This window comes from Arthrobacter sp. R-11, from assembly GCF_049913155.1.
Taxonomy (GTDB): Bacteria; Actinomycetota; Actinomycetes; order Actinomycetales; family Micrococcaceae; genus Arthrobacter.
On the sequence record NZ_CP183979.1, the window covers coordinates 1,102,864 to 1,122,838 of the forward strand.

Annotated in this window: 23 protein-coding genes; 12 read left to right on the forward strand and 11 right to left on the reverse strand. The window is 64.1% G+C overall.

Features of this window, described 5'->3' with window-relative positions; all coding sequences use genetic code 11:
• Positions 1-252 precede the first annotated feature (252 nt).
• On the forward strand, positions 253-831 hold the full coding sequence (locus tag ACN9M4_RS04930) for a sce7726 family protein (protein WP_426302447.1): 579 nt from the start codon (positions 253-255) through the stop codon (positions 829-831).
• Here the strand turns inward: ACN9M4_RS04930 and ACN9M4_RS04935 are convergent.
• Genes ACN9M4_RS04935 through ACN9M4_RS04945 form a run of 3 tightly spaced genes read right to left on the reverse strand, consistent with a single transcriptional unit; the run spans position 800 to position 4,204 of the window.
• The gene (locus ACN9M4_RS04935) at positions 800-2,272 is read right to left on the reverse strand and encodes a beta family protein (protein ID WP_426302448.1); all 1,473 of its coding nucleotides are present in this window, start codon (positions 2,270-2,272) and stop codon (positions 800-802) included. The genes ACN9M4_RS04930 and ACN9M4_RS04935 overlap by 32 nt on opposite strands.
• The gene (locus ACN9M4_RS04940; protein WP_426302449.1) at positions 2,182-3,441 is read right to left on the reverse strand and encodes a flavin-containing monooxygenase; all 1,260 of its coding nucleotides are present in this window, start codon (positions 3,439-3,441) and stop codon (positions 2,182-2,184) included. Before ACN9M4_RS04940 ends, ACN9M4_RS04935 begins: the two co-directional genes overlap by 91 nt.
• Positions 3,428-4,204 (reverse strand): alpha/beta fold hydrolase, encoded by a 777-nt coding sequence (locus ACN9M4_RS04945; protein ID WP_426302450.1) that lies wholly within the window; start codon positions 4,202-4,204, stop codon positions 3,428-3,430. Before ACN9M4_RS04945 ends, ACN9M4_RS04940 begins: the two co-directional genes overlap by 14 nt.
• Before the next feature lie 170 nt (positions 4,205-4,374).
• Between ACN9M4_RS04945 and ACN9M4_RS04950 the strand changes: the two genes are divergently transcribed.
• Positions 4,375-5,013: a DUF6318 family protein gene (locus ACN9M4_RS04950; RefSeq protein ID WP_426302451.1), complete on the forward strand. Its 639-nt coding sequence runs from the start codon at positions 4,375-4,377 to the stop codon at positions 5,011-5,013.
• A gap of 369 nt (positions 5,014-5,382) precedes the next feature.
• Complete coding sequence (locus ACN9M4_RS04955; RefSeq protein WP_426302452.1) at positions 5,383-5,967, forward strand: hypothetical protein; 585 nt, start codon at positions 5,383-5,385, stop codon at positions 5,965-5,967.
• Between the two features lie 3 nt (positions 5,968-5,970).
• On the opposite strand, the gene ACN9M4_RS04960 is transcribed toward ACN9M4_RS04955, so the two are convergent.
• Complete coding sequence (locus ACN9M4_RS04960; protein ID WP_426302453.1) at positions 5,971-6,744, reverse strand: alpha/beta fold hydrolase; 774 nt, start codon at positions 6,742-6,744, stop codon at positions 5,971-5,973.
• 173 nt (positions 6,745-6,917) lie between these two features.
• Between ACN9M4_RS04960 and ACN9M4_RS04965 the strand changes: the two genes are divergently transcribed.
• The 6 genes from ACN9M4_RS04965 (at position 6,918) to ACN9M4_RS04990 (ending at position 11,086) form a co-directional block, all read left to right on the forward strand.
• Positions 6,918-7,664 (forward strand): hypothetical protein, encoded by a 747-nt coding sequence (locus tag ACN9M4_RS04965; RefSeq protein WP_426302454.1) that lies wholly within the window; start codon positions 6,918-6,920, stop codon positions 7,662-7,664.
• Between the two features lie 143 nt (positions 7,665-7,807).
• Complete coding sequence (locus ACN9M4_RS04970) at positions 7,808-8,656, forward strand: trypsin-like serine protease (RefSeq protein ID WP_426302455.1); 849 nt, start codon at positions 7,808-7,810, stop codon at positions 8,654-8,656.
• Between the two features lie 218 nt (positions 8,657-8,874).
• The gene (gene cspE / locus ACN9M4_RS04975; protein ID WP_074586232.1) at positions 8,875-9,078 is read left to right on the forward strand and encodes a transcription antiterminator/RNA stability regulator CspE; all 204 of its coding nucleotides are present in this window, start codon (positions 8,875-8,877) and stop codon (positions 9,076-9,078) included.
• Positions 9,079-9,232: 154 nt separating this feature from the next.
• On the forward strand, positions 9,233-9,700 hold the full coding sequence (locus ACN9M4_RS04980) for a hypothetical protein (protein WP_426302456.1): 468 nt from the start codon (positions 9,233-9,235) through the stop codon (positions 9,698-9,700).
• Positions 9,701-10,091: 391 nt separating this feature from the next.
• Positions 10,092-10,259: an NINE protein gene (locus ACN9M4_RS04985; RefSeq protein ID WP_426302457.1), complete on the forward strand. Its 168-nt coding sequence runs from the start codon at positions 10,092-10,094 to the stop codon at positions 10,257-10,259.
• A gap of 62 nt (positions 10,260-10,321) precedes the next feature.
• A complete protein-coding gene (locus tag ACN9M4_RS04990; protein ID WP_426302458.1) occupies positions 10,322-11,086 on the forward strand; it encodes an Ltp family lipoprotein in 765 nt (254 codons plus the stop codon).
• 64 nt (positions 11,087-11,150) lie between these two features.
• Here ACN9M4_RS04990 and ACN9M4_RS04995 read toward each other — a convergent pair whose 3' ends face one another.
• The 3 genes from ACN9M4_RS04995 to ACN9M4_RS05005 form a co-directional block, all read right to left on the reverse strand.
• On the reverse strand, positions 11,151-12,545 hold the full coding sequence (locus tag ACN9M4_RS04995) for a UDP-glucose dehydrogenase family protein (protein WP_426302459.1): 1,395 nt from the start codon (positions 12,543-12,545) through the stop codon (positions 11,151-11,153).
• The gene (locus tag ACN9M4_RS05000) at positions 12,542-13,768 is read right to left on the reverse strand and encodes a glycosyltransferase family 4 protein (protein ID WP_426302460.1); all 1,227 of its coding nucleotides are present in this window, start codon (positions 13,766-13,768) and stop codon (positions 12,542-12,544) included. Before ACN9M4_RS05000 ends, ACN9M4_RS04995 begins: the two co-directional genes overlap by 4 nt.
• Positions 13,769-13,892: 124 nt before the next feature.
• Positions 13,893-14,333, reverse strand: coding sequence for a MerR family transcriptional regulator (locus tag ACN9M4_RS05005; protein WP_426302461.1), 441 nt, complete (start codon positions 14,331-14,333; stop codon positions 13,893-13,895).
• Between the two features lie 149 nt (positions 14,334-14,482).
• Here ACN9M4_RS05005 and ACN9M4_RS05010 point away from each other — a divergent pair, with 149 nt between their 5' ends.
• Together ACN9M4_RS05010 and ACN9M4_RS05015 are read left to right on the forward strand one after the other, a co-directional pair.
• Entirely contained in the window at positions 14,483-14,905 is a 423-nt protein-coding gene (locus ACN9M4_RS05010; RefSeq protein ID WP_426302462.1) for an Hsp20/alpha crystallin family protein, read from the forward strand.
• A 230-nt stretch (positions 14,906-15,135) separates the two neighbouring features.
• Positions 15,136-15,582, forward strand: coding sequence for a J domain-containing protein (locus ACN9M4_RS05015; RefSeq protein WP_426302463.1), 447 nt, complete (start codon positions 15,136-15,138; stop codon positions 15,580-15,582).
• On the opposite strand, the gene ACN9M4_RS05020 is transcribed toward ACN9M4_RS05015, so the two are convergent.
• The 3 genes from ACN9M4_RS05020 to ACN9M4_RS05030 all read right to left on the reverse strand — a co-directional run bounded on the left by ACN9M4_RS05020 (position 15,579) and on the right by ACN9M4_RS05030 (position 18,038).
• Positions 15,579-15,821: a hypothetical protein gene (locus ACN9M4_RS05020; protein WP_426302464.1), complete on the reverse strand. Its 243-nt coding sequence runs from the start codon at positions 15,819-15,821 to the stop codon at positions 15,579-15,581. The two genes, ACN9M4_RS05015 and ACN9M4_RS05020, sit on opposite strands and share 4 nt — an antisense overlap.
• Before the next feature lie 5 nt (positions 15,822-15,826).
• Positions 15,827-17,263: a flotillin family protein gene (locus tag ACN9M4_RS05025; RefSeq protein ID WP_426302465.1), complete on the reverse strand. Its 1,437-nt coding sequence runs from the start codon at positions 17,261-17,263 to the stop codon at positions 15,827-15,829.
• A gap of 313 nt (positions 17,264-17,576) precedes the next feature.
• A complete protein-coding gene (locus ACN9M4_RS05030; protein ID WP_426302466.1) occupies positions 17,577-18,038 on the reverse strand; it encodes a DUF4383 domain-containing protein in 462 nt (153 codons plus the stop codon).
• A gap of 189 nt (positions 18,039-18,227) precedes the next feature.
• Between ACN9M4_RS05030 and ACN9M4_RS05035 the strand changes: the two genes are divergently transcribed.
• Positions 18,228-19,544: a DUF6350 family protein gene (locus tag ACN9M4_RS05035; protein WP_426302467.1), complete on the forward strand. Its 1,317-nt coding sequence runs from the start codon at positions 18,228-18,230 to the stop codon at positions 19,542-19,544.
• Here ACN9M4_RS05035 and ACN9M4_RS05040 read toward each other — a convergent pair.
• Positions 19,541-19,966 (reverse strand): hypothetical protein, encoded by a 426-nt coding sequence (locus tag ACN9M4_RS05040; protein ID WP_426302468.1) that lies wholly within the window; start codon positions 19,964-19,966, stop codon positions 19,541-19,543. The two genes, ACN9M4_RS05035 and ACN9M4_RS05040, sit on opposite strands and share 4 nt — an antisense overlap.
• Between the last annotated feature and the right edge of the window lie 9 nt (positions 19,967-19,975).

Sequence of the window (19,975 nt, forward strand, 5' to 3'; positions counted from 1 at the left end):
ACATATCGACGGGCCACCTCTGCTCCTCTCTTTGCACACAGCCTGCTCGCAAGCGTGCCTGCAATGCTGCCCTTGCATGGGCAGAAGGGAATCAAATCTGACAGGCACTTGGGATCGAGCGGGATGCCTCCTACAGGCTTGGCCAGTGACCGAGCCGAAAGGTCCGGAAGGATCAAATCAACGGACTGAGCCGGCAGGAATCAGTGCGAGCTCCCGCCGGGCCGCTCGAACCTTCGGTGCTAGGCTGACGACGTGCGAGATATTGATGTGAGGCTGGCCCTGCACAGGGATCTCCTTAGTCAACACAGACACGACCTGGACAACACCCGTTTTGTGGACGAGCTCGACCTCTGCGGGGAGGTCCGTGTCGACGTTGCCGTAATTAACGGCAGCCTCTCCGGCTACGAACTTAAGAGCGCGAAGGATACGCTGCGGAGGCTCCCGAAACAGGTTGAGTTGTACTCCAAAATGCTGGACTATGCCGTCTTGGTCGTTGCGGAAAACCACTACAACGAAGCGATTAAGATCCTCCCGGGCTGGTGGGGCGTTACCGTGGCACAGGCTCTTGAGGACGATGTTTTCCTAAAGGAAGTCAGACCGGCGGAATTCAATCCAAAAGTGGACGCCAGCTATCTGGTTCGGCTTCTATGGCGTGATGAAACTCTCGCAGAACTGACCCGCTTGGGTCTCGACAAGGGCGTTCGGTCGAAACCCAAGCGGGTGCTTTGGGAGAGGTTCTCGGAGTCAATTCCGTTGGACGAGGTTCGTTCGATTGTCAGACGCCGGCTAAAGGACCGTACTACCTGGAGAGCTGACTCAACACGGTCTTGATGTGGTGATATGTTGCCCAGCGGCGCCAAACGGTTGGTTGCCCGCCCGAGGCTCCTTGGTCCACCACCGCGTCGATCCAGTCATTGGCAAGATCGCGTGTCGTTTCTGAGTACAGCGTGTGTGCCCTCAGCTTTGACAGCATTGGAGCTACAGCCGCGCCGCCCAGCCCACGACCGCCATTGCCTTTGAACAAGTCTCCCCGACCAAAGAGCCATACCTCGTGTGTTGTGTAGCGAAAAGTCGCGCTGATATTCATCATCCGCGGGTCAACTTCAAGTACTGGATCGTAATTTGCGACTCCGTAATCGGAGTAGTCGGGCGCTTCAATGCCACTGGACGCCGAAAAAGAACTCACCTGACGGTACGTCAGCCAATCGGTGCGTTCTAGCACGTTGATGCCTTTCCCAGGCAGGTCTTTAGGCGCAGGCATACCTGCCCCAGCCACTGTAAGTGATCGCCATGAGCCGTTGGTGCGGGCCCATACAATCTCCGGCGCCAGTGCCCGTAAGGTCAGGTGGGTGGCCGTGTCTTCTCCAAGATCCAAGACAAGATCAACATCAGATGGCCCGACTCCAAGCTCGTCAAGCAACTCCTTGAATGCTTTAGGATCGGCCGATGGCCACTCAGCGGGCAGCAAGCGAAGGCACACACCCATGTCCTCGGCCGAATGTAAGTCTCTCGCCGCGGCGATCAGATCCCCCGGGCTATTGGCGGATACGATCGGAATCAGGCTCACTCCCTCTTTCAAAGAGTGTTCGTATAGCCATTGGAGCGGATGTATCCCATCGACCAGGCTGAGGTCTTCCGTGAGAAAGCACAGGTCTATATATGCGTCGCGGCCTCTGCGTGCCTTACCGAATTCTGCCGGCAACTTCTCAAGGTGCTGTGGCAGCGTTTTGTCCATAGTCTCCGTCTGAAAGTTCCATGCACGCGGCGGGGCTACAAATATTGGTGTGAATCGCTCATGGTCGTCATCTGTGAGGTCCTGTAGCCCCTGCCGTTCTCCGGTTCTGGCTAGCAAAACCGGTCGGTAATGAATTTCTGACTTCGGCAATTTAACCCCCAAATTGATGAATTGGAACCTGCCTAATGTAACTTGGATGGCCGAGCTAATCCACGGGAACTGTCGAATTTCGCTGGATTCGGACCATGCGTCGGTGTTTGTGTTTACGATTCGCGGCTCTTTGACAGTCCAAAGTGGCTGGCTGGAGAGACCAGCGTCACGGCCGGCTTCCTGAGCCTGTGAGGTCGCGGAGCGTGATCTTGCGAGGGGGCGTGCTGGGGGATCCTCGACGCTGCTCTTCGCTATTCTTTCCGACTGGGATGGAGGGTTCCCGCTGAGAACCGCAGTTAATACGGCGGCTCCCCAATCTTCCCCGCCAGATACTCCGCATCTAGCCCCACCCCGCCGAGGATCGACGAATAGTGCCCGCTCAGCCACGGCAGCCCCACGGCAAACAGCCCGGGATATTCGGTGACGCCGCGCGAATGCCGCGGGTAATCCCATTCATCCAGGACGGGGATGTCCACGATTCCCAGGTCGAGCTTGTAGCCGGTGGCCCACAGGACCGTGGTGATGTTCTCGGAAGCCAGATTCAAGCGTGGCGAGGACGCGGGCAACCAGTCGTCCACCCGTGCCGGCTCCGCCGGTGGCGCGGAAATCCCGGCAGCCGAAATGTATGCATCAAACAGCGGCTGCAGGCGCTGCCCGAACCCGGCCTCAACTGAGACCAGGCGTTCGGGGAAGTCGTCCGTGAAGACGAGCTCGCCGTCGTCGACTCCATCCAGGTGACCGTGCAGCCGCATGCCCTGGCGGCCGAGATCGCGCAGGTGGATAGCGTGGCCGCCGTCGGTGCCGGAGAGCAGCGGGTTGCAGGCGAAGCGCGCCGCGGGGGAGGGCAGTTGCTCCGTCCTGAAGGCGTTCAGCCCGTACTCGGGCCCGTGGATGCCGAGGTTCAGGATCCAGTGGAGGATGTCGTGCCCGCGATAGCGGCGGGGTGCTTCCGGGCAGCTGGACACGGCCAGGTGGACCTGCCGGCCGGCGGAGTGCAGTTCTTCCGCGATCTGACCGCCCGACTGCGCGGTCCCCACAATCAGGACCTCACCGTCGGGCAGCTGGCCGGGGTTGCGGTACTCGTGCGAGTGCAGCTGGAAGATGCGTCCGGGAATGGCGGCGGCGAGGGGCGGGACCTTGGGTACCTGGTACGCGCCGGTGGCCAGCACCACCTTGCGTGCCCGCCAGGTTCCCTCGGACGTTTCGACGCCGAAGCCGCCGTTCGCGGGCGAGATGCGCGTGACGTCGGCGCCGCTGCGGACCGGCGCGCCGATTGCCTGGGCGTAGTGCCGGAAGAGGGTCACGACCTCGTCGCGCGGCATGAATCCCTCCGGTTCGGGACCGTCGTACGGCATGCCGGGCAGGTCGATCGAGAAGTTCGGGGTGTTCAGGTAGAAGCCGTCCCAGCGGTCCTGCCAAGCGCCGCCGAGTTCCGGACGACGGTCGAGGAGCACGTGTTCGACCCCGGCCCGGCTGAGCCAGTAGCTAAGGGCCAGTCCGGCCTGGCCGGCACCGACGATGAGGGTGTCGGTTTGCTGTGTTTCAGAGTTCGGCATGGCTGATTCCTTCGGCCCGTTCCCAATGTGCGTGCAGGAGGATGGCGAGACGCTCCGGTTCGATGCGGTGCGGTGGATCGAAATGGTGGCGTTCCTGGAACACTTCTGTCCGCGGATCAGGGAAGACTGACGACAGGCGTTCGATGATCTCGCCGAAGTCGTCCGGGTTGCTCAGGCCACCCAGGACCATGAGCACCGGTTGCCGGAACGCCGCCAGCCTCTTGCGGTCCAGCTCGTAGCTCCGGAAGGTCTCCATGAACGCCCGGATACCTGCCGGCCGCTTGGCCATCCACGGCGGCGGGTCGCCGGCGGGCGGCGCCGGAAGGACCACGTCAGGCCTGACCGCCAGCCTCATGAACCCGGCCATGAACTGCTCGGGCGGCAGGGAGTCCAGCGCCGCGTATTGTTCCCAGAGCCGGGTGTGGGCCGGGCTCCAGTCCCAAGTGCCGGCCCATGCGGGTTCAAGGAGTGTCAAGCTGAGCAGGCGCGCGGGTTGTTTCGCGGCGAAGGCAAGGGCAGCGGCCCCGCCGCCCGAGTAGCCCACGAGATGGAAGGTGTCCCAGTGACGGGCGTCGGCCTCGCGGAGGACGCCGTCGATCTCGGTTTCCAGGCTCCAGCCGGGTGGAGGGGCGTCGCCGGCGTAAAGTTCGAGGTCTTTCGCGACGGCCTGCACCTCCGGCCCCAGGGCTTCGATCAGGGCACCGTAGGCCGGCTGCGCGGGCAGGACGCTGCCGGGCAAGAGGATGGAACGGGTGAGCTCCATGGCTGAACTGTACGCCCGGGGGTGGTGATGCGGGAGGTGGTCGGGCAAGGCTGAACCGCGAGATACTGAGATGAAGGGCTGTGGATAACTTTTTTCGAGAATGTGACAGATCCGTTATTCTCGAATTGGCACCCTTTTCCACTGTCTAGATGAATTCGCTGGGGATCTCGATGACTGAACGCTCCTTTTCCTTTGCCCGCGGCCGAGTTGTCGCCGCACTCGTAGGAGCCGGCCTCTTGCTCTCGGCGTGCCAGGATGGAAGCCCGACGCCGGGTAACTCGCCGACCGCTTCAAGCAGCTCAGCTTCACCTTCAGCGAGCCCGACGCCCACTCCGTCGGCGAAGTACCTTCCGGCTTCGGCGAAGGGCAAGGCGCAGAACGTTCCGGTTCCGGCGAAGCCGGCGTTGGCGGATCAGAACTCGAAGGCTGGGCTGGAGGCGTTCACGAAGTACTGGTTCGCGCTGCTGAGCTATGGGTATGAGACGGGTGACTTTAAGGTCTGGAAGACACTTACGAAGCCGAGTTGCGCGTTTTGTATGGCTTTGAATGAGCGCGTTGTTACTTCATACAAGGGGGGAGCTTGGTTGGTCGGTGGCACGATCCAGACGCCGAGTGTTGCGGCCCAATGGAAGGAAGGGCCCGGACAACAGTCTGTGGCAGTCCAAGTTCTTCAGAAACGAACTGACTATTACGCATCCCCCGGAAAGACGAGCCGGGCTTCAACTCCGGAAACAAATAGTGGTGCCGCTTTCTTTGCCGTTTTTGAGGGTGGCTCCTGGACTGTGAACGAAATGGGTCGGTTGGTGTGAGCCATGAAACGGTCTATTTTCCTGTCCATAATTTGTGTGCTTCTCGTCGTTCAACTCGGCGGGCCTGCGTTCGCTGAGACTGCTCCTCCACCTCCACCGCCTCCACCGGCTCAGCCCCCATCGGTCGGTTTTGCTGATACCGGAATCGATGTAGCTGGTCGATATCAACTCGATCAGAAGACGGGCGAGTTGAAAGCAACCCCGCCAGGCTACGTGGACAGTGACCCATACCAATACAAGTACCTTCCACTCTGCGACATTGATCGGGATGGCTTGGATACTGGCTGCGAACTCCAGGTGAACTGCCAGCCGCGGACGCCTGGCGGCAAGCGCGGAGAGCCGGTTCAGTGGCAATACGCCCCGAAGTCGGTGACGAACCCCATCTATTCGGACTGGCAGCCGCAGGGCGGGCCGAGCTGTATCTACGACCCTGACCCCGAAGACGTCTTGCGGGCCATCGCTGCCCGCATTGCGAACGACTTCCGGCAACTCCCGATCCAGCCGGCAAAGGTGACCGTCCAGCCCGGTCCGCACACCCTTAAGGGGATGGAAACGAATGTCTTCGCTGCGGCAGACGAGCAGGCGTTCGACGTCGTGATCCTGGGGCAGAACGTCCACTTGGAGGCGGCGCCGGTCGAATACACCTACAACTACGGTGACGGCACGAGCTTTGGCCCCACCATGTTTGCCGGCGGCTCGATCGCCGAGGACGAATGGGGCACCAAGACACGCACCAGCCACGTCTACAAGCAGACCGGCGACTTCCGGCTCGGCGTAACCACCAGGTTCCGCGGGACCTATTCGGTGAACGGTGGCCCGCCGCTGCCGATCACGGGGACCGGTCAGTTCGCCTCGCCGGCGCAGTTGGTGAGTGTGTGGCGCACCGAGACGCGCCAAGTCGCGGAGAATTGCGTTGAGAACCCGGCTGGCTGGGCCTGCCCGGGCGCCGGATAACCCTCAGTCCCGAAGGGTGCGGTTCTCCGCCCGTTCCCAGTGCGCCCGCAGCATTCCCGCCAGCCGCTCGGGCTCGATCCGGTGCGGCGGGTCGAAATGGTGCCGTTCCTCGAACACTTCCATGCGGAAGTCATGGAACACCTTCGACAGCCGTTCGGCCACCTCTCCGTAATCCACCGGGTTGCTGAGTCCGCCGAGCGCCAGGAACACGGGGCGCCGGAAGGAGGCCAGCCGTTCGCGGTCCAGTTCGTAGTTCTTGAAGGTACGCATGAACGCCCTGATCCCCGCCGGCCGCTTGCCCATCCACTGCGGCGGGTTGCCGGGCGGCGGAGGCGGCAGGACGACGTCGGGCTTCACGCCCAGCCGCATGAAGGCCGACATGAACTCATCGGGCGGAAGCAGGTCCAGTTCGTCGTACTCCTCCCAGAGCTCGGCATGCGCCGGGCTCCAGTCCCAACTGCCCGCCCAGGCCGGTTCGAGCAGCGCCAGGCTTTCCAGGCGTTCGGGATGCTTGGCGGTGAAGGCCAGGGCAGCGGCGCCGCCTCCGGAATATCCGAGCAGATGGAAGGTATCCCAGCCGCGGCCGTCGGCCACGCGCAGCACGCCGTCGATCTCGTCGTCGAGGGTCCAGTCCGGCGGGGGAGCGTCGCCTTCATAAAGCTCAAGATCCTTGGCGACGGCGTCGACATCCGGCCCCAGCGCCTTGATCAATTCGCCGTACGCCGGCTCCGCGGGAAGGACACTGCCGGGAAGAAGAATGACCCGTTTCGGTTCCATGGCAGAACTGTACGCTTGGGCGCTCCGAGGCGGGAGGTGTCACCGCGCACGGGAACGCCCGATTCCCCGACTCTTGCCGCAGGTGTCAATCGCGGGGTAGAACGGCTCAACGCGGTCGACGCCCGGCGTGGAATCAATAGGCATGCGAAAACGACGAGGGAGTGGAGCAGGGCATGGAATTGGGAGGAACCGGCGCCTACGCCTCGACGGTCGGGAAGCTCTTGGAAGAAGTCTCGTGGGAAAAGGCTAAGAACTATCGGGCGGGTGGCCGCGGACTCGAGAATGTCCTGACAGCTGAGGTTCTCCTTGGCCTCGACTTTCTTCCTCGAAGGGCATTTCTTGGCGAAATCTTCCAGTCGGCTCACGGTGCGCTGAGCGCCAGAAATTTGTGTACCGACGAAGCTGCTGCCGCGAGTCTGCATTTTCTCCCTAGGGAACTCGAGGTACAACCGGGCCGGGGCGCCAGCCAGCGAGTTGTGGTTCAACCGGATGCGATCATCCAGTCGCCGAGCGCATATGTCCTCGTGGAAGCCAAGCGCATTCGCTCCAGCGCGTTCCAGCCAGAACAACTAGCCCGGGAGTACCTGGCGCTGCTGGCCAACGCGGGCGGCGCCGTCCCCGTTCTGCTGCTCCTGGGAGTCGAGCCGCCAGTGGCCGTGAAAGGCCGCGGCCACTTCAGCGTCGAAGATGCCATTGAGGCGTTTCTTGAGCCAGTGTTGCATCGTGTCGGAGATGAACCAGGTTCCGTCGCCGAGCTGATGGCTAGGATCCCGGAGGTGTGCTGCTGGATAACCTGGCGCGAGGTGGCTGATTGCGTTGAACGGGCCTTGCAGCAGCTTGTTGTGGAGGACCCGGCCGTGCGGGCCTCGGTCGAAAGAATTGCACGCTTCGTCACGAACGCCATTTCCTGGCACGCATAGGCTCCTGCTCAGCAGGCCGTCTGGGAGCCGGCGGAGCTTGGGCGGGCGAACGATACGCACGAGGCCCTAGTCACACAAGGGGTTGAGGAGGAAACTGTCCTCAGCGGGTCCCGTTCCGGGGCTCTCAGCAGAAGGGTTGATTGATGTTCAAGAGACTTGTCGCCTCTTTGGCGGTCATGGGAACTGCTCTATCCGCACTCCTGATCGGCGTCCCTGCCGCCCAGGCCAGCACGGGTGGAACGCCCGACGGCGAGCTGCATCCCAGCGTAGGCATGATCGTCTTCTATCAGGCGGACGGCCGCTTCCGGTGCAGTGCCACCCAGGTGTCCCCAACAGTTATCCTCACCGCCGCGCACTGTACTTCAGGAACCCTCGGGCTCACCCTCGTGACTTTCGAGTCGGTCATTGCCGAACAACCGCCGTCGGGGATTCCTGCAGCCGCGGATCCGAGCGTCGGCTACACGGCCGCTGACCTCGCCGGGCAGATCTACGGCACCGCCTACGCGCACCCCAACTACTCGAATTTCACTGACCTGAAGAACTGGAACGACGTCGGCGTCGTGGTTCTCAGCCAGCCGCTCGACCACGCGACGTCGGCCCTGGCCCCCGCCGGACGGCTCGACCAGATCCCGACGGGCAGCCTCAGCAGGACGATCTTCACCGGCGTCGGCTACGGCACCGAAGTCCGGAAGCCGGACAGCGGACCACAGAAGCCCAGCCCGATGAGTTACCCGCTGATCCGCCGCTACTGGGAGGTCCCCGGACAGAAGCTCACCCCGCAGATCCTGCAGGTGAACGGCAACCCGAACGACGTGCGTGGAACCGGCGGCAGCTGCTTCGGTGACTCAGGCGGCCCGCTGTTCCTGGACAACCAGATCGTAGGCGTAACCAGTTACGGCTACACCGCCAACTGCCGCTACCTGGACGGCTACCAGCGCGTGGACATTCCGGTGGTGCAGGACTGGCTGGCGACGTTTGGGGTGACCCCGTAGAGGAACGGGCCTGGGGGCGCGGGACGGATTTTCGCAAACCACTAGCCATACGCCCAAACCTCTGTAGACTAGACGGTGTTGTTGTGTTTGGCATTTGGTAGTTCAGGCAGTTCCCGCGGCTCACCGCCCGCGACTTCTGAAGTAACGGTGGAGAACACCCCACACCGGAGGCCCGACAGTCGGGACAACCCTCCACCTTCAGTAAGGAACTGAAAAAAATGGCTACAGGTATCGTCAAGTGGTTCAACGCCGAAAAGGGCTTCGGCTTCATCTCCCCGGAAGATGGCAGCCAGGACGTTTTCGCCCACTACTCCGCAATTAACTCCTCGGGCTACCGCTCCCTCGAAGAGAACCAGAAGGTTTCCTTCGATGTCGAGCAGGGCCCCAAGGGTCCCCAGGCAGTGAACATCCAGGCCATCTAGGTTTAGGATTCAAAAAAGCAGGGCCGGTCGATTGACCGGCCCTGCTTTTTGTTTTCTGTTGCTTTGAGCGTGATATCCACATAGCCCGGATTGCTGGTGTTGCCAGGGAGAGGGTGCTCATAGCGTGGTGGGAAACCACGACGTCAGGAGCACGATGAACAGGCTGCTCGCCACATTGGCACCACTACTCAGCACGTTGGCCCTTGCTGGCTGTATGGTTCCGGCCGGAGCCGACCCGGCCGGGTTTGAAACCGCCTCGCCCGAGAACAGCGGCTTGTCCGGGGCGCCGACGGCGGGCCAGGCAAGCAAGCCGCCCTTGATTGAAAAGACCGGTGAAGAGGTCGTCAAGAGTCTCTCGGCGAGGGAAACGTGCATGGCCTGGCAGGAAATCGTGCGTTCAATATTCGCGGGCACCATAACTGCAGGTGAGGTCGATCAGCGCGTGCTCGTGGTTTCCTTGGGCGCTCCAGCGGCCTTGAGGACAAAATCGGCGGCCGCCGCCGACGTTCTCATGCGACCCGCCTCAGGTGGGCGCGGGGACAGCAAGAAAGATGAAAAGGTGATCGCCGAGCTTCAGGCAGCTTGCAATGTCGAAGCCAAAATCGAAATCATGCCTCGTTAGCCTCAACTGGCATGGGGTCACCCCAGTCGATTAGCCGCGCTCCGAAATCATTGATGAGGTGGCGTGCTCCCGACCCGCAGGTCCAAGTCATGAGCCGATTCTGTTGCGCTGGCTGACAGCGGCGGCGTTCTTGTTTGTTGATTCATGCCCGTTGGGGAAATATCTGCAAATGATATGTCAAATTAGTGGGCAGCATTGTAGCATCCAGCTTGCGGGCGAATTACACCCGTGACGCTATTGGGGAAGCGAACACGAATGTTTCTGTCGCCTTGCGAAGAGTATCGCCTCTACGGACCGTTCTCCGCGGTTTTCTCCATGCGCGTCCATCACTCACACCCACTCCGCACGCTTCGCATCGCACGTCGGTCAGGTGTCCTCTGAAAGGACTCTCATGAGCCAACCACCAAATGTCGCGCCCTACCCGCCCACCTACGGGTACAGCCAGCCACAGCTAAGCAATAAGTCATTCCTGACGACATGGCTACTTTCGCTTCTTCTTGGCGTTCTCGGTGTTGACCGCTTCTACTTGGGCAAGATTGGAACCGGAATCCGAAGCTAATCACGTTCGGAGGATTCGGGATCTGGGCACTTGTCGACCTCATTCTGGTTCTGACCAACAAGATGCGGGACAAGCAGGGTTTGCTCCTTGAAGGGTACGACAAGCACAAGAGGGTAGCCTGGATCGTCACGGGAGTCTTGGTTCTTCTGAGCATCGTCTTCAATGCTGCCAGGGCCGGCTCCGCCCCTGTGACTGCATCTGCCATTTCTGAACCCACGGGTGCAACTCCCTCCGCCGTTGCACCTACAAAAGATGCGGCCGCGGAAGCGGCCGAAGCCTCGGCCTCTGCCAAGGCTCAGGCAGACGCTGATGCCAAGGCCAAAGCTGACGCCGCTGCAGAGGCTAAGGCCGAGGCTGATGCCAAGGCCAAAGCTGACGCCGCTGCAGAGGCTAAGGCCGAGGCTGATGCCAAGGCCAAAGCTGACGCCGCTGCAGAGGCTAAGGCCGAGGCTGATGCCAAGGCCAAAGCTGACGCCGAAGCGAAGGCCAAAGCCAAGGCCGATGCGGCGGCAGCTGCAGAGGCCGCCGCCAAAGCCGGAACAATCAGTCAGCAGAATGCTCTGCGTAAGGCCGCCGACTATTTGGATTACACAGCCTTTTCGCGCTCTGGCCTGATCAATCAGTTGGAGTTCGAAAAGTTTTCAACTGCGGATGCTACTTGGGCCGCAGACCGAGTAAACGCAAACTGGAACGAGCAAGCAGCAAAGAAAGCAAAGGATTATCTGGACTACACCTCGTTCTCCCGGGCCGGACTGATCGACCAGCTGATCTTTGAGGGTTTCACCGAGGCACAAGCAGAATACGGTGCCACCAAAGCCGGTCTTTAAAGATTCGAATTATGCAGGATGCCCCGGTCACTGGCCGGGGCATCCTCATACCTTCAGCCCTGGCTCACCGAGTTGTCACTCGGCCCTTGAAGCTATCCATGGATTTGAAAGCCGTCTGCGTCGCTTTCGCAGGCGCCGAATCCCCAGTCCCCAGCCCCCGCACCGTCCATCCGGCGGCTTCCCATGCTGACGCGTCCAGCACGTTCCGCGCGTCCAGCAGCGTCCGGCGTCGTACGAGCTCGCCGACGGCGACAGGCGACAGCGAGCGGTACTCCTCCCACTCGGTCAGCAGGAGAACCAGCTCGGCGCCCTCCAGCGCCCGCGAAACCGAGGACTCGAAGCGCAGCTGCGGGTACCGCATCCAGGCATTGTTGATCGCCTTCGGATCGGTGACCGTCACGTGGGCGCCGGCGGCGGCAAGCTGCAGGGCGACGTCCAGGGCGGGGGAGTCGCGGATGTCGTCGGTGTCCGGCTTAAACGCGGCACCCAGCACGGTCACCGTACGCCCGGAGAGGTGGCCGCGGCACAGTTCCCGGGCGACCTCCACCGTGCGCGAACGCTGGCCCAGGTTGACCGAATCGACCACGCCCATCCACTCGTCAACGGATGGCACGTCGAGCGCCCGCGCCTGGGCCCGGAAGGAGCGGATGTCCTTGGGCAGGCAGCCGCCGCCGAAACCGAGACCGGCGTGCAGGTACCGGTTGCCGATCCGCGGGTCCAGGCCCATCGCCTCGCTGAGTTCAGACACGTCCGCACCGGAGGCGTCGCACAGTTCGGCCATGGCGTTGATGAAGCTGACCTTAGTGGCGAGGAAGGCGTTCGCAGCGGACTTGATGAGCTCCGCTGTCGCGAAGTTGCAGATGAGCCGCGGGATGCCCGCGCTGATCAGCGGCGCGTACACGGCGTCCAGCACTTTCGTCACCGGAATACCGGCGGCGGATGAACGGCCGCCGGACACCCCGTAGACCAGGCGGTCCGGCACCAGCGAGTCCTTCACGGCGGTGCCCTGCCGCAGGAACTCGGGGTTCCAGCCCAGGAGAACGTCCGGACGGCGGGCCAGGACGCCGCGGAGCATGTCCACCGTGCCGACCGGAACGGTGGACTTGCCCACGACGACGGCACCCTTCGCCAGGTGCGGCAGCAGGCTCTTCGTGGCCGCGATCAGGTACGACAAGTCCGCCATGTCCGAGGTCTTGGACTGCGGGGTACCCACGCAGAGGAAATGCAAGGCTGCGCTGGCGGCATCCTCGAACTCGGTAGAGAAGCTCAGCCGTCCGGTGGCGAAACCGTCGCGGAGCAGTTCGTCCAGGCCGGGTTCGTGGAACGGTGCGAAGCCCTTGTTCAGGTGCGCCACCTTCTGGGCATCCACGTCGATGCCCACCACGGTGTGGCCCATCGAGGCGAGGGTGGCAGCGTGCACGGCACCGAGGTAGCCGCAGCCAATGACGGAGATTTTCATGAGGCAAGTCCTTTGCTGGAAGTCAGGGGCGGCGCTGGGATGGCAGGTGCCGGGATGACAGGTGCCGGAGGAACGGGCACCGGCGGATCAACAGGCAGTTCCGCCATCTCCTCGCCGGCGATCACGGATCTGTAGTGGCGCACCAGTTCGGAGCTGAGGGCGGGCCACGTCCGGCCCTGGACCGACGCGAGGGCCGCCGCTCCGAACGCGCGGCGCTTGGCGTCGTCGCCCATCAGGTCCTGCACATAGGCACGCAACTGCCCCAAGGAACCGGGCTCGTACAACCAGCCGGTGCGGGAGTTCTCCACGAGATCCAAGGGGCCGCCGCGGCCGGTGGCCACCACGGGCACACCGGAGGCCATGGCTTCCTGGATGGTCTGGCAGAAAGTTTCGAATTCGCCCGGATGGACGAACAGGTCAAAGGAGGCCACGGCCTCAGCCAGGGCGTCGCCGCCCAGGAAGCCCGTGAATACCGCGCCGGGCAGGGCGGATTCCAGCGCGGCGCGCTGCGGTCCGTCACCCACAATCACGAGCCGGGTGCCAGGCAGGTCCGCGAGGACGGCCAGGTCCTCCACCTGTTTCTCGACGGCGAGCCTGCCGACGTAGCCGATGATGCGTTGACCGTCGGACGCCACCGAGGCGCGCCACGCCGTCGAACGCTTCGCGGGGTTGAAGCGCGCGGTATCCACACCGCGCCGCCACATGCCCACCCGCAGGATCCCGCGGCCGCGCAGCTGGTTCAGCGCGAACGTGGACGGGACCAGTGTACGGTCGGCCAGGAGATGGATGTTGTCCACCCGGTTCCAGGCCCAGTTCTCCAGGAACGGCACGCCGTAGCGCCCGGCGTAGCTGGGAACCTCGGTCTGGTAGATGGCAACCGTGGGGATGCCGAGCTGGTGTGCGGCCTGCACGGCGCGCCAGCCGAGCACGAACGGGGAGGCGAGGTGAACGACGTCGGGGGCGAAATCGGCAAGGATTCGCTTGACCCGACTCACACCACCCAACGCAACCCGCACATTCGTGTACCCGGCCAGCGGAACCGACGGAAGCCGGTGCACATACGCACCCTTCACGACGCTCGAAACATCAGTGTCCGACGTCGACGGCGCAATCACCATCACCTCGTCCCCACGCTCCTGCAGATGCTCCAGCACCCGCAGGATCGAGTGGGTTACCCCGTTCATCAGCGGCAGGAATGATTCGGCGACGATTGCGATCCTCACCCCTCCACGGTGTGCGCGGCGGTTGGCGGCGCGGGGGAGAGGGCGTGACGGTGCGGGAAAACTTTGGTTAACAGATGCCCGTCGACGGCGGCAGGCACCGCCGTGGCTTGTCAGCCCTCGCCGTTCACCGTGGGCCTGCGGCGTCCCGCGCCTGCTTCAGGTCCTTCCGGAGCCCGCGGTTGTCCGCCCTCAATTCGCGATTGTCTTCGGTCAGCCCGCGGTTATCCTCGGTCAGCCCGCGGTTCGCAGCTTCCAACTCCAACACCAACTTCACCCCGGCAAGGTTCAGCCCCTCATCCAGGAGTGCTCCGATCCGGCGCAGCGTCTTCAGGTCGGCTTCGCTGTATCGCCGGGTGCCGCCGCCGGTCCTGTCCGGGGTGAGCAGTCCCTTGCGTTCGTACAGGCGCAGGTTCTGCTGCCCGGTGCCCACCAGCTCCGCCGCGACGGAAATGGCGTAGACGCCCAGTGCGTCCCGTCCATCCCCGTTGCCGGAGGCGTCGCGCTCTTCGGCGCGCGGACCGCCGTCGTGCTCCCCAGCGGACTTGCCGCTGCCCAAACCCGCCATGGAACCCTCTCAAGAAAGAAGAAAATCTTCTTGCACCACTCTTTCACCAGTGCTATAAAAAATCTATACCAACCGAAGCAGATCATGGTTGGCTGGGACAACAACAAAGACAACAAATCAGCATCAAGATCTGAAGGAGTGAGAACAACATGCTGATGCGCACTGACCCGTTCCGCGAATTCGACAGGCTCGCCCAACAGGTTTTTGGCACAACAGCACGCCCCGCCGGCATGCCCATGGATGCGTGGCAGGAAGGCGACGAATTCATCGTTGCCCTGGACCTGCCCGGGGTAAGCCCGGAGTCCGTCGAGCTCGACGTCGAACGCAATGTCCTGACCGTCAAAGCCGAGCGCAAGTCGCCGGCGGGTGAGGACACCGAGATGGTCGCCGCAGAGCGCCCGCAGGGAGTCTTCAGCAGGCAACTCATCCTCGGCGACACCCTGGACACCGACGGCGTCAAGGCCAGCTACGACGCCGGCGTCCTGACCCTGCGCATCCCCGTGGCCGAAAAGGCCAAGCCGCGGCGCATCGAGATCACGTCCAACGAACAACGCCAGGAAATCAACGCCTGATCCGCTCGCTCCGCCATACGGTCCGGTGGCCATGGCGGAGCGCGTGACCGGGAGCATCGGACCGACCGCATCGGAAAACGGGCGCAGGCTTCGCGCCACGCCACAGCGCTTGTTGCGCAGAGGAAACGCGGCCCCCGACGGTGTCTCCCGACGGATGGCCCCCGGTCCGCCCGGGGGCCATCCCCATTTCCAACACCCCGATTTCATAGCACCCTGACCGGGAACCGATCTTGGGAAACAGCCACCCCGACTACTACGAGATCCTGAACGTGCCGGTTACGGCCACGGCACGCGAGATCACCCGTGCCTACCGCGGCCTGCTGCGGCGGCTCCATCCGGACACCCGCCAGGAAAACCACGACGGCGGCACCTCCGAAGCGCGCGACCTCGAGCGCCTGCATGCCATCATGCAGGCTTACGCGGTCTTGTCGGATGCGGCGAAGCGGGCGGCCTATGACCGCGCCCGCCGCGCCGGAGCCGGCGCTGGGACCGCTGCTGGTCCTGTCGCTGCGAACGGGACCCCCGTGAAGGTGCGTTTTCACCCGGAACCCGGTCACGTACGGCCCGGTCACCCGGAGCCCGGTCACGTACAGCCCGGGGCCGGCGGCCCCGCGCCGAACCAGCCGCTCAGGTATGGACCGACCCGGTGGTCACCCCTGCCCGGCAACCGGCCTTAGCCGTCGTGCTTGAGGACCTCCGGCAACTCATCTACGTACACGGTCTGCGGCGGCTCGAAGTAGATCACCAGGACGTTCTCGCCCACGGGGAACTCGCTGCTCTTATCGAAAGGGTGGGCGTGGAAGGCGCTCACGCCGCCCCGGTACGGCAGCATCACCTCGCCGATGGTCCCGGGGCCGATCCGGCCCGTGACGCGGCCGATCTTGCCGGTGAGGCTGTGGTCGACGTTCTTATACATGGGGGTCAGGACTTGGGCGTGGTCGGGGGTCGCTTGACGGCGTCCTTCCCGTTCTTCAGCGCCGACGCCAGCGAGGGCAGGAAGTTTCCGACCTGGGACAGGATGCCGCCGACCATGCTGTTGAGGCCCTCGCCGCCGTTCAGCACGGTCAGCTGCCCCACATGCGCGAACGGCTCGGCCGCAGCGGCGACGATGGCCGGCATGTTCTCGGCCAGCTGCTGGGAAATGACCGCATCCTGGTTGGTCTCCAGCGCCTCGCCGCGCGCCTTGATGCCCTCCGCTTCGGCAAGCGCCTTGGCTTTCACGGCCGAGGCGGCGGCGTCGCCGCGGGCCTTCGTTGCGGCGGCCTCGGCCTCGCCGGTGACCCGGGTGGCGCCCGCCATCGCAGCCGCAGCGGCCGCGCTCGCCTGCGCCTCGACTTCCAGCTTCCGGGCGTTGGCCTGGGCCTCGAGTTCGGTGCGCTTGGCCCGTGCCTCCGCGGCGCTGATGTCGGCCGCCTTCTGCGCCTCGGCCTCGGTGCGCTGTGCGTAGGCCTTGGCGTCGGCGGGCTTGCGGATGGTGGTCTGGAGTTTCTGCTCCTCGCGGTCGGCCTCGAGCTTGGCCACTTCGGTTTCCTGCACCACCACCTGCTGGCGGGCGGTCGCGTCGGCGAGCGGGCCGGCCTGGGCGGCGTTGGCCCGTGCCTTTTCGGCGTTTGCCTGCGCCGCGGACTGCTTGATGGCCGAGAGGCTCTGCGCGTCGGCGATCTGGGCCGCGGCTTCGGCCTCCTTCTCGGCGGCCTCCCGGTTCCTGGTGGCCTCGGCGATCCGGGCCTCCATCTTGACCTGGGCGATGTGCGGCTTGGCGAGGTTCTGGATGTAGCCGGTGGGATCCTGCAGGTCCTTGATCTGCAGGGAGTCCACCACGAGGCCGAGTTTCTCCATCTCGACGCCGCTCGCACTGCGGACCAGCGAGGCCAGCTTGTCGCGTTCACGGATGATCTCCTCGACCGTCATGCTGCCGATGATCGAGCGCAGGTGGCCTTCGAAGACGTTGTAGACCTGGCTTTCCATCTTGGGCTGCTGGCCCAGGAACCGCCGGGCGGCATTGGCGATGAATGCGGGCGAATCGCCGATCTTGTAGATCACCACGCCTTCCACCACCACCTGGATGCCCTGGGACGTGACGCAGTTGACCTGCAGTTCCGTCTCGTTCAGGGTCAGCGCAAGGGTCCTGACAGTCTGCAGGCCGGGGACCACCAGGGCGCCCTTGCCGGTGACGATCTTGAAGTCCATGCCGTCCGTGTTTTCGAGGGTTCCGCGGGTCAGGCCGGAGATGATCAGGGCCTCGTTCGGTTCGGCCACTTTCCACATCGCCTTGGTGAGGCCCCAGACGACCCCGATGACGATCAGCACACCGATGATTCCGAAAGCAAGCGGCAGGAAAGCTACAAGGTCTCCCATGACTGATCCTCTCAGCGTCAGTGAACAGGCTCCGTGGTGGACCCCCAAATAGGCCGGGCTGCCGGTTCTTAGGACAGTCTGTGCAAGTAGATGGATGGAAGTCCAGTGATTTTTGGCCCGGACCGGGGCGGCCAGCCGCGCGGCGACCGGCGCGCGGCGACAGGCGGGCGGCGGTCCGAGAAACAAGAGTTGACGCAGCCCCGGCAGCTTCGCCGGATTGACTGCGCCAACCCTTTTTTGATGACTCGTTAGATTGAGCTGTGCTCGCTATTCATTGGCCACTCCTCATCGTCCCGGGATTGCCAGATCCGGGCTACTTTCTCCGATCGGCCTGGTTGGGCCAGAACATCCAGCCGGCAGTCATCATCAGGATTCCAAGCACCAGGTGCGTCCAGTTGTCCAGGATGTTCACCGAGAGGAAGTTCGCAGCTGACTCCTCCCCGACGCCCAGCCCGTAGGCACTCAGCAGCACATACAGGGCGCCGAAGCCATAAAGGAACGCACGTGCTCCGGACGACGTGCGGGACATGAACCAGCCGCTCACCCCGATGGCCAGCTGCAGCAAGTTCAGCAGCATGGACACCTGGAACAAGCCCAGCAGCATGGCATGCGAACCTGGCCCGAAGAACTGCATCTGCGCGTACTGGGTAGTGATGCCGGGAACGAAGCCCAGCACTCCCACCAGCGCTACAAGCAGGGCCACGCCGAGGCCGGCGACCTGGATGTCCTGGCGCCCGAAATGGACTCCTTGTGCATGTGACGCCGCGCTGCTCATATGCCCTCCAACCATTCCGTGGGAACACTCCCCATCTTACGTCCGGGCAGCTGAAAAGGCGCCCGACGGCGGCCCCTGCCTCCCGCAACAGGCTGCCGGTCCGCGGGCGCGCGGGGCAGTCGTCAAAACAGCCGCGCGCCAGCGCGCCCGACCGGCCCGGGCAGGGCCTTCGTGGCACGATGGAACACGATGAAATTGCGTGCTGACCAGACCGGAAACCGTGGCCTCCCGATGCCCCTGGCGCTCCAGGGAGCGCTCGAATCGGCGCAAGCCGCCATCATCTCCGCGCTTGTGGTGATCCTGCCCCTCGCCGGTGTCTGGGCCACCGACGGATTCGAGAACCGCAAGATCGACTTCCTGGCCCGGCTGGCCGGCCAGGCCTGGTTGCTCATCCACGGCGTGCCCCTCCAGTTGGCGTCCGTCAACCTCGGCACCGCAGCCCAGCCGGGCAGCGGCGTCCTCTCCTTGTTCCCCCTGGGCCTGACCCTCATTCCCTTCCTTCTGGCCTGGCGCGCCGGGCGCCGCCTGGCCCGGGCCTCCTACACGGATCAGTTGTGGCAGGCCTTCCTGGGTGCGGTCCTGGTCTACGGTGCCTTTGGTGCCGCCACCGGTTTCGTGTGCCGCACGCAGGAAGTGGTGATCAACATCTGGCTCGCCATGCTCCTGCCGCTGATCCCCTTCGGCTTGGGGATGGTGGTGGGAGCGCGCCGCGAATCTGGTTCCTGGAGCAGGCTCATCGGCGTGGACGCCGTGGACTGGATCGCGCGTACCAGCCAGCACTCCCGCTGGGCCGGTTCCTATTTCGCGTCCGCCATCAAGGCAGGTTCCGTGGCGCTCATGGCCTCGCTCGCCTTGGCCGCCCTGCTGCTCGCGGTGGACCTCGGTATCCACTGGGCGGAGATCATCGCCGTATTCGAAGGCCTCAAGGCCGGGGCGCTCGGTGGTGCCGTGCTCACCATCGCCCAGCTCGGCTACCTGCCCAACCTGGTGGTCTTCACCCTGGCCTGGAGTTCGGGCGCAGGTTTCTCGCTGGGAGTCGGCTCGCACGCCGGACCGCTGGGCACCGCCGTCGGGCCGCTGCCCGCCATCCCGGTCTTCGGTGGGCTGCCCACCGGACACCTGGAGTTCGGCGTGGTGGCCCTGGTGCTTCCCGTGCTGGCCGGCGTGCTGGCCGGCTGGTGGTTCCTGCGCGAGGGCGAAAACCACTTCGACGAATGGCTTTCCATCAAGATCAGGGCCCGCTGGTTCACCGCCGCCGCGTCCACCGTGGTGCTCGGTGCGTTGATCGGGGCCGTCACAGGCGTCCTTGCCGGTGCGCTGGCCTGGATCGCGCGGGGCTCAGCCGGGGTCGGCCGCCTCACGGAGATCGGACCGGACCCGCTGTGGACGGCAGCCTGGCTGGCCGCGGAGGTGGGGATCGGCGTCGTCATCGGCTACTCGGCCGGGCCGTGGCTGGAACGCCGGCAGAAGCTGCGCGAGGCGGACCTGGAGACCGCCAAGTTCTAGGGCCGCAGCGCCGGGGGCAGGGAATTCTCGAAGGCCGCCGTGCAGCTGCTCCGGGCCTGTTCTGTCAGGGAGTCGCGGGCGCACTCCTGGAAGGCGCTGACCTGCGTGAAGAACAAGATAGAGAACACCACCAGCAGCCCCAGTACCGCCGAAACCAGAAGCCCGGAAATGGTCCCGTACAGCAGGATCCGGCTCTGCCGCAGCCGCACCGTGCGGACCACCACCACAACGCCAAGCACCCAGGCCGCCAGGGTGAGGATGCCGCACAGCCACACGTAGCTGACGTTGAGGGTGTAAACGAACGCCGCGCCCAGCACGGTCAACAGGAAGCTTCGGAACAAGAGCTGCGTGCGGGACTGCGCGGCTTCCGCAGCCTCCCCGTGAGCTGGCAGCTGCGGGCGGGGTGCGGCGTCGGGGTTCATGTTTTCCAG

Coding starts and splice junctions, on each gene's coding strand:
- ACN9M4_RS04940 (WP_426302449.1), bottom strand. CDS start 3,441: ATGCCGAACTCTGAAACACAGCAAACCGACACCCTCATCGTCGGTGCC.
- ACN9M4_RS04945 (WP_426302450.1), bottom strand. CDS start 4,204: ATGGAGCTCACCCGTTCCATCCTCTTGCCCGGCAGCGTCCTGCCCGCG.
- ACN9M4_RS04950 (WP_426302451.1), top strand. CDS start 4,375: ATGACTGAACGCTCCTTTTCCTTTGCCCGCGGCCGAGTTGTCGCCGCA.
- ACN9M4_RS04960 (WP_426302453.1), bottom strand. CDS start 6,744: ATGGAACCGAAACGGGTCATTCTTCTTCCCGGCAGTGTCCTTCCCGCG.
- ACN9M4_RS04965 (WP_426302454.1), top strand. CDS start 6,918: ATGGAATTGGGAGGAACCGGCGCCTACGCCTCGACGGTCGGGAAGCTC.
- ACN9M4_RS04970 (WP_426302455.1), top strand. CDS start 7,808: ATGTTCAAGAGACTTGTCGCCTCTTTGGCGGTCATGGGAACTGCTCTA.
- cspE (WP_074586232.1), top strand. CDS start 8,875: ATGGCTACAGGTATCGTCAAGTGGTTCAACGCCGAAAAGGGCTTCGGC.
- ACN9M4_RS04980 (WP_426302456.1), top strand. CDS start 9,233: ATGAACAGGCTGCTCGCCACATTGGCACCACTACTCAGCACGTTGGCC.
- ACN9M4_RS04985 (WP_426302457.1), top strand. CDS start 10,092: ATGAGCCAACCACCAAATGTCGCGCCCTACCCGCCCACCTACGGGTAC.
- ACN9M4_RS04990 (WP_426302458.1), top strand. CDS start 10,322: ATGCGGGACAAGCAGGGTTTGCTCCTTGAAGGGTACGACAAGCACAAG.
- ACN9M4_RS04995 (WP_426302459.1), bottom strand. CDS start 12,545: ATGAAAATCTCCGTCATTGGCTGCGGCTACCTCGGTGCCGTGCACGCT.
- ACN9M4_RS05005 (WP_426302461.1), bottom strand. CDS start 14,333: ATGGCGGGTTTGGGCAGCGGCAAGTCCGCTGGGGAGCACGACGGCGGT.
- ACN9M4_RS05010 (WP_426302462.1), top strand. CDS start 14,483: ATGCTGATGCGCACTGACCCGTTCCGCGAATTCGACAGGCTCGCCCAA.
- ACN9M4_RS05020 (WP_426302464.1), bottom strand. CDS start 15,821: ATGTATAAGAACGTCGACCACAGCCTCACCGGCAAGATCGGCCGCGTC.
- ACN9M4_RS05025 (WP_426302465.1), bottom strand. CDS start 17,263: ATGGGAGACCTTGTAGCTTTCCTGCCGCTTGCTTTCGGAATCATCGGT.
- ACN9M4_RS05030 (WP_426302466.1), bottom strand. CDS start 18,038: ATGAGCAGCGCGGCGTCACATGCACAAGGAGTCCATTTCGGGCGCCAG.
- ACN9M4_RS05035 (WP_426302467.1), top strand. CDS start 18,228: ATGAAATTGCGTGCTGACCAGACCGGAAACCGTGGCCTCCCGATGCCC.
- ACN9M4_RS05040 (WP_426302468.1), bottom strand. CDS start 19,966: ATGAACCCCGACGCCGCACCCCGCCCGCAGCTGCCAGCTCACGGGGAG.